11 protein-coding genes and 1 other RNA gene are annotated in these 9,367 nt (G+C 68.5%); 8 read left to right on the top strand and 4 right to left on the bottom strand.

Translation table 11 applies throughout. The annotated features are described in order from the left end of the window. Positions 1-16: 16 nt before the first annotated feature. Positions 17-778 carry a c-type cytochrome gene (locus ABDZ95_RS14995; RefSeq protein ID WP_343794783.1) on the bottom strand — a complete coding sequence of 254 codons (762 nt, stop codon included), beginning with the start codon at positions 776-778 and terminating at the stop codon, positions 17-19. A gap of 151 nt (positions 779-929) precedes the next feature. Here ABDZ95_RS14995 and ABDZ95_RS14990 point away from each other — a divergent pair, with 151 nt between their 5' ends. Next, the gene (locus tag ABDZ95_RS14990) at positions 930-1,655 is read left to right on the top strand and encodes a 3-deoxy-manno-octulosonate cytidylyltransferase (protein WP_343794782.1); all 726 of its coding nucleotides are present in this window, start codon (positions 930-932) and stop codon (positions 1,653-1,655) included. Positions 1,656-1,813: 158 nt separating this feature from the next. Here ABDZ95_RS14990 and nudC read toward each other — a convergent pair whose 3' ends face one another. Then, positions 1,814-2,746 carry an NAD(+) diphosphatase gene (nudC, locus tag ABDZ95_RS14985; RefSeq protein WP_343794781.1) on the bottom strand — a complete coding sequence of 311 codons (933 nt, stop codon included), beginning with the start codon at positions 2,744-2,746 and terminating at the stop codon, positions 1,814-1,816. Between the two features lie 57 nt (positions 2,747-2,803). Here nudC and ffs point away from each other — a divergent pair. From ffs to ABDZ95_RS14965, 4 genes are all read left to right on the top strand, one after another. Continuing rightward, an RNA gene (ffs, locus tag ABDZ95_RS14980) (signal recognition particle sRNA small type) lies at positions 2,804-2,897 on the top strand. Positions 2,898-2,995: 98 nt separating this feature from the next. Beyond that, complete coding sequence (locus ABDZ95_RS14975; protein ID WP_343794780.1) at positions 2,996-3,385, top strand: DUF3597 domain-containing protein; 390 nt, start codon at positions 2,996-2,998, stop codon at positions 3,383-3,385. A gap of 83 nt (positions 3,386-3,468) precedes the next feature. Further along, positions 3,469-5,340, top strand: a complete 1,872-nt coding sequence (locus ABDZ95_RS14970) for a DNA polymerase III subunit gamma/tau (protein WP_343794779.1) — start codon at positions 3,469-3,471, stop codon at positions 5,338-5,340. A 27-nt stretch (positions 5,341-5,367) separates the two neighbouring features. Beyond that, on the top strand, positions 5,368-5,778 hold the full coding sequence (locus tag ABDZ95_RS14965) for a cupin domain-containing protein (RefSeq protein WP_343794778.1): 411 nt from the start codon (positions 5,368-5,370) through the stop codon (positions 5,776-5,778). On the opposite strand, the gene ABDZ95_RS14960 is transcribed toward ABDZ95_RS14965, so the two are convergent. Then, positions 5,754-6,677, bottom strand: coding sequence for a LysR family transcriptional regulator (locus tag ABDZ95_RS14960; RefSeq protein WP_343794777.1), 924 nt, complete (start codon positions 6,675-6,677; stop codon positions 5,754-5,756). The genes ABDZ95_RS14965 and ABDZ95_RS14960 overlap by 25 nt on opposite strands. A gap of 81 nt (positions 6,678-6,758) precedes the next feature. Between ABDZ95_RS14960 and ABDZ95_RS14955 the strand changes: the two genes are divergently transcribed. Further along, positions 6,759-7,511, top strand: a complete 753-nt coding sequence (locus ABDZ95_RS14955) for an outer membrane protein (RefSeq protein WP_343794776.1) — start codon at positions 6,759-6,761, stop codon at positions 7,509-7,511. Positions 7,512-7,564: 53 nt separating this feature from the next. Here the strand turns inward: ABDZ95_RS14955 and ABDZ95_RS14950 are convergent, their stop codons facing one another. After that, positions 7,565-8,179, bottom strand: a complete 615-nt coding sequence (locus ABDZ95_RS14950; RefSeq protein ID WP_343794775.1) for a malonic semialdehyde reductase — start codon at positions 8,177-8,179, stop codon at positions 7,565-7,567. A 161-nt stretch (positions 8,180-8,340) separates the two neighbouring features. Between ABDZ95_RS14950 and ABDZ95_RS14945 the strand changes: the two genes are divergently transcribed. Continuing rightward, positions 8,341-8,670: a YbaB/EbfC family nucleoid-associated protein gene (locus ABDZ95_RS14945; RefSeq protein ID WP_343794774.1), complete on the top strand. Its 330-nt coding sequence runs from the start codon at positions 8,341-8,343 to the stop codon at positions 8,668-8,670. Continuing rightward, complete coding sequence (gene recR, locus ABDZ95_RS14940; protein WP_343794773.1) at positions 8,670-9,272, top strand: recombination mediator RecR; 603 nt, start codon at positions 8,670-8,672, stop codon at positions 9,270-9,272. Before ABDZ95_RS14945 ends, recR begins: the two co-directional genes overlap by 1 nt. Positions 9,273-9,367 lie beyond the last annotated feature (95 nt).

The raw sequence follows: 9,367 nt of genomic DNA, 5'->3' as shown, positions 1-9,367 counted from the left end.
TATTCAACTGTCGCGATCAGCGTGGGCTGTTGGTCGAGCTGGTCGCCGCCGATGGAGCCGCCGGAGCGGTCTGGGTCGTCGCGGCGGCTGCAGCGCCCGTAGCCGGAGCGGCGCCCGTCGGGCCGCCGGCGTCGGCGGCTGCGGTTTCAGCGCCGGTTCCTGCGGCCGCTTCGCCTTCGGCCGGAGCCGCGCCTTCCGCCGGAGCGGCGGCGCCCGGCTGGCGCGAGGGATCCGGCGCCGGGACGGCGTAGCCGCCCGAGCCCTGGCTGCGCAGCCAGGCGATCAGGTTCACGCGGGTGTTCTGGTCACGGATGCCGGCGAACGACATCTTGGTGCCCGGGACGTAGCGCGCCGGCGCGGTGATGAACTGATCCAGCTCGTCGTAGCCCCAGGTCGGAGCCTCGGCCTTGTGGGCGCCCATGGCGTCCGAATAGGCGAAGCCCGGACGATGCATGACCGGCCCGCCCACGACGCCGAACAGATTCGGACCGATGCCGTCAGCGCCGCCGGCGTTGGCGGTGTGGCAGGCCTGACAGCGGGCGAAGGCGGCTTCACCAGCAGCCAGGTCGGCGGTCGGCAGGACGGTGCCCCAGTCCGGCGGCAGGACGACTTCGGCCGGGCCGCCCGCGGCCTCTTCCGGAGCGTCGATGAAGTAGCCCATCTTCTCGGGCTTGGCGGTCGCGTAGATCGCGCCCGTCACCTGCTGCAGGCCGATGATGACGAAGGCGGTCGCCAGACCGGCCGCCATGATCTTGTTCCCGTTCAGACTGCCGCTCATCCGCGTCGTCGCATCCCGTACGTTAGGGTCCGACCGAAGGCTCGACCGGACGAATATTGCGTGGGCGTCTCTTACACGCTAGCGCGGCCTTCGCAACCGGGCCGGAACCGACTTTCCCGCGTTCCGGCATCGCAGCAGTCGAGGCAGGCCGATGAATCCGTTGATAATGATTCCCGCTCGCATGGCGGCGACCCGTCTGCCGGACAAGCCGCTGGCCGACATCGGCGGCAAGTCCATGATTGTGCGCGCCTATGAGCAGGCTGCACTGTCAGGCCTGCCGGTCGCCGTCGCGGCCGGGGATCAGGCCATCGTCGACGCCATTGAGGCCATCGGCGGCACGGCGATCCTGACCGATCCGGACCTGCCCTCGGGCTCGGACCGAATCCGCGCGGCGCTGGAGGCCATCGACCCGGACGGCCGGTTCGACGCCATCATCAACCTGCAGGGCGACATGCCCTTCGCCGATCCGGGTCTGGCCACCGCCTGCGCCGCCCTTCTGAACGGGCAACCTGACTGCGACATCGCCACCCTCGTCGCCCGCGAGGCCGACCTGTCGGATCGCTCGAACCCTGACGTGGTCAAGGCCGTGCTGGCGGTGAACGACGGCGAGAGGCACGGCCGCGCCCTCTATTTCACCCGCTCCACCCTCTACGGCGACGCGCCGGTCTGGCGGCACATCGGCCTGTACGGCTACCGCCGCGAGGCCCTGATGCGCTTCTGCGCCGCCCCGCCGTCGCCGCTGGAGAAGCGCGAGAAGCTGGAACAGCTCCGCGCGCTGGAGATGGGCCTCCAGATCTGGGCCGCCGTCATCGACGAGGCCCCGCTCTCGGTCGACAATCCGGCGGATCTGGAAGCGGCGCGGGCGCTGGCAAGCTGAGAACTCCGGCGAAGCCGGTTCCTCACCAAGGACACCAAGGGGGCACCAAGGACACGAAGTCCCGATCCCGACTTCTTCCTTGGTGTTCTTCGTGCCCCCTTGGTGTCCTTGGTGAAGCACCAGCATCCCCGGGGAATGATTCCGGCTTCGCCGGTTTCTCAGACGTCGAACCCGTCTACCCATGCCTGCAACAGCGTCCGAGCAATCGCGATCGGCGGGGGAGCCTTGATCGTCGGGTGCGTGCCCTCGAGGCAGGCTTTCGCCTCCGCCCGCGTCAGCCACGCCACCGCCTCCAGCTCGGTCTGATCCGGCCGCGCATCATCCGAATCGACCTCGGCGAACAGGCCGATCATCAGTTGCGAAGGGAACGGCCACGGCTGGCTGGAGTGGTAGCGCACCGACGTCACCGTCAGCCCGGCCTCCTCCTCGATCTCCCGCGCGCAGCCTTCCTCGATGGTCTCGCCCGGTTCCAGGAAGCCGGCCAGTGCGGACATCCGCCCCGCCGGCCAGGCCGCCTGACGGCCCAGCAGGCAGCGGGGCTCGTCGCCGCCCTTGTAGATCGCCAGCATGATCGTCACCGGATCGACGCGCGGGAAATGCTCGCTTCCACAGGCGGCGCAGATGCGCTTCCAGCCGCCGCAGGCCGTCTCGCTCTCCTGACCGCAGGCGGAGCAGAAGCCATGCCGCGCCCGCCAGTCGAACAGGCTCTTGGCCGTGCCTGCCATCGCCGCGTCGGGGCCCGGCAGGATCGCCGCCGCCTCGCGCATCTCCGGGAAGCCGCCCAGACCCTGCAACGGCCCGGCCGATGGATCGACCGGCCCCTCCACCTCGACGGCGAAGACCGGGGCGTCGTTCCACAGGCCCAGGAACAGCTCGCGATCCGGCACGACCGCGCGGGCGTGCTTCAGCGCCAGCCAGGCGAGACGCGGCCCCGTGTTCGTCTCCTCGACCAGCGGCTTGCCCTGCCAGATCACCATGGCCAGGGCGTCGGGATTGTCCGCCTGCTCGGCCAGCCAGTCGGGATCGTTGCGGCGGTCGCCCGCCCGATCCAACGGGTTACCGGCGAAGGTGTTGATCGCGGAAAGGGCCATGCTCCCTGTCTAGCAAGGCGGCGCTTGCATCGGCGAGCCCAAACCGCCATATCCCCGATCGGAGATCGCGGGCGAAGGCTTCGCCAATCTGGTCAGGGCCGGAAGGCAGCAGCCACAACGAATTCCCCTTCGGGTCGCGGTCTCCACCCTTTCCCTGCTCAATGGAACGTCATCCGCCGATCCTTCCGGGTCGCGGAACTCCCGCTCGCCCAGTCCGCTCTTCCAGCTCACCAAAGTGGAGCAGACGTCATGAGCATTCTCGACAACATCCTCGGGCGCATCTTCAAGAAGCGCGACGCGCCGCCCTCGGCTCCGGCGGCGCCGCCCCCCACCTCGACCGCTGCTCCTGCGGCCGCACCGTCCGCCGCGCCCGCTGCGGCCCAGCCTGTCGACGTCGACGGCATCCTCAATTTCATGAACGAGCAGCGCGACCAGAAACTCAATTGGCGCACCTCCATCGTCGACCTGATGAAGCTGACCGGAATGGAAAGTTCGCTGGCCGAGCGGAAGGAGCTGGCCGACGAGCTGGGCTACACCGGCGACAAGTCGGATACCGCCTCGATGAACATTTGGCTGCACAAGCAGGTGATCCAGCGGATCAAGGACAATGGCGGCCAGATCCGCGACATGACGGACTGATCCGCACCACTCATCCCCGGCGAAATCGGGATCCGGCGCGCGCAGGGGGTGGCAGCCGCCCCCTGTCGCGCTAAGGATCGGGAATGAGCGACATCGACCCGAGTCTCGAGGGTCCCCCATGGGACGAGGACGCCCCCGAGGCCGAGGCCGAGGAGCGCGATCCCAATACCGACGACATGTTCGGCGCGCCGCCTGTCGCGCCCGAGCCGGCGAAGGAAGTCGCCCTCGCCGAGGCCGCTGTCGCGCCCGCAAAGGCGCCGCCCACCGCCGAACCGGCTGAAGCCGACGGCGAGGCCTATACCGTTCTGGCGCGGAAGTACCGCCCGCGCACCTTCGAGGACCTGATCGGTCAGGAGGCCATGGTCCGCACCCTGACCAACGCCTTCGCCACCGGCCGCATCGCCCACGCCTTCATGCTCACCGGCGTGCGGGGGGTCGGCAAGACGACCACGGCCCGCCTGCTGGCCCGCGCCCTGAACAACGAGACCGACCTCATAGACCGGCCCTCGCTGGAGCTGACCGCCCACGGCCGGCACGACGCCGCCATCATGGCCGGCCAGCACATGGACGTCATGGAGATGGACGCCGCCTCCCACACGGGCGTCAACGACATCCGCGACATCCTCGAGAGCGTCCGCTACGCTCCGGTCGAGGCGCGCTACAAGGTCTATGTCCTCGACGAGGTTCACATGCTGTCGACGCAGGCGTTCAACGCCCTGCTGAAGACGCTGGAGGAGCCGCCGCCCCACGCCAAATTCATCTTCGCCACCACCGAGATCCGCAAGGTCCCGGTGACCATTCTCAGCCGTTGCCAGCGCTTCGACCTGCGCCGCGTCGAGCCCGAGATTCTCGTCGAACATCTCGACCGGGTGGCCGGGCGCGAGGGCATGAAGATCGATCAGGAGGCGCTCGCCCTGATCGCCCGCGCCGCCGAGGGCTCGGTCCGTGACGGCCTGTCCCTGCTCGATCAGGCGCTGGTTCAGGCCGAGCGCGGAGAGACGGTGAAGGCCGAGACCGTCCGCGACATGCTGGGCCTCGCCGACCGCACCCAGACCATCGCCCTGTTCGAGGCCGTCATGGCCGGCCGCACGCCCGAGGCGCTGGAGCTGTTCCGCACCCTGTACGGCTACGGCGCCGATCCGGTGCAGGTGACAAACGACCTGCTTGAGCATTGCCATGCCGCCTCGGTCGCCAAGATGCTGGGGCCGAACGCCACCCGTCTGCCCAACGATCAGGCGCAGAAGCTGGCGGCGCTGGGCGCCGTCATCTCGGCCGGCACCCTGTCGCGCGTCTGGCAGATGCTGCTGAAGGCGCTGGACGAGGTCCGGCGCGCGCCCAATCCGGCCGACGCGGTCGAGATGGCCATCGTCCGTCTCGCCTACGCCGCTGACCTCCCCGGACCGGAGGAGGCGCTCAAGGCCCTGCGTGACGGCGAGCCCTTCGGCGGCGGCCCGGCCTCCCGCGGCCCGTCCGGCGGTGGCGGTGGAGGCGGCGCCTCGGCCCAGCTCGCCGCCCGCCCGGTCGCCGCGCCGGCCATGCCCGACCCGCAGTCGTTCGAGCAGGTCGTCGCCCTGATCGGCGAGAAGCGCGAGGTCGGCCTGCAGATGGACGTCGAGCGCTTCGTCCGCCCGGTCGCCTTCAAGCCCGGCGCCATCACCTATGAGAGCGTCGACGGCGCCCCGATCGATCTGGCCCGCAAGCTGTCCTCCCGGCTGAAGGAATGGACCGGTCGCACCTGGCTGATCGCCGCCAATGGCCAGGGTGGCGGCGAGACCATGATCGAGGTCGATCGTCGCAAGCGCGCCACCGAGCGCGCCGAGGTCGAGGCCGATCCTTTCGTCAAGGCGATCATGGAGGCCTTCCCGGGCGCAAAGCTGGGCGAAATCCGCACCATCGCCGCTCCGGTCGAACTGCCGGCCATCCCCGACGAGGCCGGCGCCGACGACGAGGACTGAGACACCGCCCGCTAGGAGAGACGGCCCATGGCGCGCAGAGACTTCGATCCCGCATCGGTCACGCCTGACGGCCGCCCCGCCGGCATGGCCCGCCTGTTCGATCCGGCCAAGGACGGCCCGTGGCGCGGCTCGCTTCCCGGCCAGACATTCGGCTCCGGGGTCACCGTCCTCGCCTACGGCACGGATGAGATCGGCGTCGGTCCGCGCCTGCACGTCCACCCCTACGACGAGACCTTCATCGTCGTCGAAGGCCGCGCCCGCTTCTTCGTGGGCGACCAGACGCTGGAGGCCGGGCAGGGCGAGGTCGTCTTCGGTCCCGCCGGCGTCCCGCACCGCTTCGAAAACCTCGGTCCCGGCCGCCTCCAGACCATCGACATCCACCACTCGCCGGAATGGATCCAGACCGACCTCGATCAGGTTGACGTTCCCCCGAGCTGACAGGCGCCGACCGCGTCGAACAGCCACTGCACGCCCGCATCGGCCAGCGCGGCCGTCGGCAGCATGCGGACGATGGCATATGTCTGGAGTTTGAGGGGCGGTTCGACGAAGACTAGGCTGAACCGATCACAGTGCCGTTCCGCGAGGCGTCTGGGCAAGGCCGCGATCAGAGACGTGTCTGACAGGATAGCCAGCGCAAGCATGAAGTTCGGCGCCACATAGGCGATCCGTCTGGATCGTCCGACGGCGGCGAGTGCGCGGTCCACCAGACCGCTGGCGTCGCCGGTAGAGGACACCAGCAGGTGCGCTGCCGCGCAGTAGCGATCCAGGGTCATTTCGCCAGCCAGTGGAAGGTCCGCCCTCATGCAGATGACGAAGTCCTCGTCGAACAGGACGCTTTGGCGGAATCGCGCCGGTGCCTCGCCGATGGCCGGGCCGATCACCAAGTCGATGGTGTGGGTGTCCAGCAGCAAGAAAGCGTCTTCGGGCCGGATCGTCTGCTCGCACAGACCGATCAGCGGGGCGTCAGTCTGAAGTCGGGCCAACAGCTCCGGCATGACGACGGCCGACACGCCGTCGGGCGCCCCGATCGTGAATCGGCGCGTCGAGCGTCGGGGATCGAAGACCTCAGCAGAACTGACGACCCCGCGAACCTGTCCGAGTATGTCGGCGATCGGATCGCCCAACTCCATGGCTCGTGCTGTTGGCGCTACGCCTTTGGGTGTCCGGATGAAGAGCGGATCATTCAGAAGCCGCCGCAACCGGCCCAGTCCGTGACTGACGGCGGAGGGAGAAATGCACAGTCGGCTCGCGGCCCGCGCCACATTGCCCTCCGCCATGACGGCCTCGAACAGGACGAGCAGGTTCAGATCCGTTCGAGAGAGGTCAATATGATTCATCGCTTTGCTGAAATACCATCATTTGATTCATGATGCCCGACCTTTGATCTTCACCTCATGGTCAACCCATGAGGTCCCCACATGCGTCACTCGCCCAGAATCCTCGTCGCCGCCTCGGCATTCCTCGCCCTGTCGAGCGCCCCTGCCGCCGCTCAGCAGGGGCCCTACGTCGCAGTCTTCGCCGGGTTCGACAAACCGGCCGATGAGGCTATCGACGGGCGCAACGCCGCCGGTGACCTGAGGGATATCGAGGTGGCGTTCGACAATGGCGTCCTGTTTGGGGGCGCGCTGGGCGTCGCGACGCGGGAGACGGTTCACGGGCGTGGTCGCGCCGAAATCGAGCTCAGCTATCGGTCCTCCGAGCTGGAGAGCCTGACCCTGAACGGCGTGGACCGGGTCATCGGCGACGGGTCGGAGGTCGGTGTCGCGGCCGGAATGCTGAACCTGTTCTACGACACGCCGCAGATCCAGGACCGGTTCCGGTTTACTGTGGGCGCCGGCTTCGGCGCCGCATCGATCAACCACGATATCCGCTATCTGATCGCGGTACCCCCGGCCACCGGCTCGATCCCCGGGCAGGTGCAGATCGCCATCCCGACGTCCGAGGCGACCTGGGCCTGGCAACTGATCGCCGGCGCCGAGATCGCCCTGTCCCCGACGCTCTCGCTGACGGGAGATATCCGCTACCTCGACCCGGGCGAGGTGCAGGTCGAGCGGTTTGTAATGAATTCGTTCATCAATGGCGCGCCCACCACGACGGGCACGCTCGATTCCGTTCTGAACGCGGAGTACAGCACGACCTCGGTCGCGGTCGGCCTCCGCTACAGGTTCTGATCATTCCCGCCGGCGAAGCGCCTGTGCGCCCCACCGGCGGTCCGGAGTTTATCTCAGACGATCTGCGCGGCCTCGTCGAACGACAGGCGCGGCGAGCGGGGGAACAGGTTCTCGTCCGAGCCATAGCCCAGGTTCATGATGTAGTTCGGCTCGATATTGCCGTCCGGGAAGAACTCGGCCTTCACGCCGGCCGGGTCGAAGCCTGACATCGGGCCGACGTCCAGACCCAGCGAGCGCGCCGCGATGGTCAGATAACCGCCCTGCAGGGACGAGTTGCGGAAGGCGCTCTCGCGGCGCGCGGCCTCGTCGGCAAACCAGTCCTTGGCGCCCGGCGCATGCGGGAAGAGGGTCGGCAGGGTCTCGTGGAAATCCAGGTCCATGCCGATGATCACCGTCACCGGCGCCTGCATCGTCTTGGCGCGGTTGCCCTCCGACATGTGCGGGGCGAGGCGCGCCTTGGCCTCGGGCGAAGTCACGAAGACGAAGCGGGCGGGGGTGTTGTTCACCGCCGTCGGTCCGAACTTGGTCAGCTCGTACAGCTGATGCAGCAGCGCCGGGTCCACCGGACGGTCGGTCCAGCCGTTGCGGGTGCGGGCCTCGGTGAACAGCTGCGCCAGAACGGCGTCGGTCACCGGGCGGTCGCGGGTCGTGTGAGAGTCGAAAGCCATGATCGGTACATCCGGAAATAGAACTGCAACAGAAACGAGTGCAAAATAGGCGCTCCCGATCCGGCGCCAAGGGGTATCGCAACATTTTCTGTTGCTGATCGTCTCGCGCTGCGCTCAACGGCCCCCTGTCGCCGCGCGCGCGAAGCGCTTATCTAGGGCGCATGAAAGACCTCAATGCTTTGATGCAGCAGGCCCAGCAGATGCAGCAACGGCTGCAGGACGCCCAGGCCCGCATGGCTGAAACCACCGCTTCCGGCACCTCCGGCGGCGGCCTCGTGACCCTGTCCCTCAAGGGCGCCGGCGAGGTGACTTCGGTCACCATCGACGACAGCCTGATGGCCCCGGGCGAGGGCGAGATCCTCGCCGACCTGATCGTGGCCGCCCACGCCGACGCCAAGCGCAAGCTGGACGAGGTCAACTCGGCCCTGATGCGCGACGCCGCAGGTCCGATGGCCGGGATGAACATTCCCGGGATGCCGAAACTCTTCTGATGGCCGCGTCCGCCGGGCCGGAAATCGAACGGCTCATCAGCCTGCTCGCCAAGCTGCCGGGCATGGGACCCCGCTCGGCCCGTCGCGCGGCCCTGGCTCTGCTGAAGAAGCGCGAGCAGCTGCTGGTCCCGCTCGCCGCCTCGCTCGCCGAGACGGCCGAGAAGGTCTCGTCCTGCTCGGTCTGCGGCGCGCCGGACACCCGCAATCCCTGCTCGATCTGCTCGGATCAGGCCCGCGACAACGGCCTGATCTGCGTAGTCGAGGAGGCCGGCGCCCTCTGGGCCATGGAGCGCTCGGGCGCCTTCCGCGGCAAATACCATGTGCTGGGCGGAATGCTGTCGGCGCTGGACGGCGTCGGCCCCGACGCCCTGCGCATCGCCGAACTGGTTGGCCGCGTCAGGGGCGGGGAGGCGAAGGAGGTCGTTCTGGCCCTGCCGGCCACCGTCGACGGCCAGACCACCGCCCACTACATCGCCGAACGCCTCGCCGGCACGGAGGTCGAGATCACCTCCCTGGCTCGCGGCGTCCCCGTCGGCGGCGAACTGGACTGGCTCGACGACGGCACTATCGTCCAGGCCCTGCGCGCCCGCCGTCCGGCCTGAGGCGGTACGACCGTTTTTGACGCATCATGTCGGCAGGGTCGGCGGATGACCGACGCCAGCCGATATTTTCCGGACGACTCGCACTGTGTTGTTCG

Source organism: Brevundimonas kwangchunensis, assembly GCF_039523815.1.
GTDB classification, from domain to species: domain Bacteria; phylum Pseudomonadota; class Alphaproteobacteria; order Caulobacterales; family Caulobacteraceae; genus Brevundimonas; species Brevundimonas kwangchunensis.
This window is presented reverse-complemented; position numbering and strand designations above follow the sequence as displayed.

Excerpts from the sequence above, each read along its gene's own strand:
- ABDZ95_RS14950 (WP_343794775.1), bottom strand. The coding sequence starts at position 8,179 with ATGGCTTTCGACTCTCACACGACCCGCGACCGCCCGGTGACCGACGCC.
- ABDZ95_RS14945 (WP_343794774.1), top strand. The coding sequence starts at position 8,341 with ATGAAAGACCTCAATGCTTTGATGCAGCAGGCCCAGCAGATGCAGCAA.
- ABDZ95_RS14990 (WP_343794782.1), top strand. The coding sequence starts at position 930 with ATGAATCCGTTGATAATGATTCCCGCTCGCATGGCGGCGACCCGTCTG.
- ABDZ95_RS14970 (WP_343794779.1), top strand. The coding sequence starts at position 3,469 with ATGAGCGACATCGACCCGAGTCTCGAGGGTCCCCCATGGGACGAGGAC.
- ABDZ95_RS14965 (WP_343794778.1), top strand. The coding sequence starts at position 5,368 with ATGGCGCGCAGAGACTTCGATCCCGCATCGGTCACGCCTGACGGCCGC.
- ABDZ95_RS14975 (WP_343794780.1), top strand. The coding sequence starts at position 2,996 with ATGAGCATTCTCGACAACATCCTCGGGCGCATCTTCAAGAAGCGCGAC.
- recR (WP_343794773.1), top strand. The coding sequence starts at position 8,670 with ATGGCCGCGTCCGCCGGGCCGGAAATCGAACGGCTCATCAGCCTGCTC.
- ABDZ95_RS14955 (WP_343794776.1), top strand. The coding sequence starts at position 6,759 with ATGCGTCACTCGCCCAGAATCCTCGTCGCCGCCTCGGCATTCCTCGCC.
- ABDZ95_RS14995 (WP_343794783.1), bottom strand. The coding sequence starts at position 778 with ATGAGCGGCAGTCTGAACGGGAACAAGATCATGGCGGCCGGTCTGGCG.
- ABDZ95_RS14960 (WP_343794777.1), bottom strand. The coding sequence starts at position 6,677 with ATGAATCATATTGACCTCTCTCGAACGGATCTGAACCTGCTCGTCCTG.
- nudC (WP_343794781.1), bottom strand. The coding sequence starts at position 2,746 with ATGGCCCTTTCCGCGATCAACACCTTCGCCGGTAACCCGTTGGATCGG.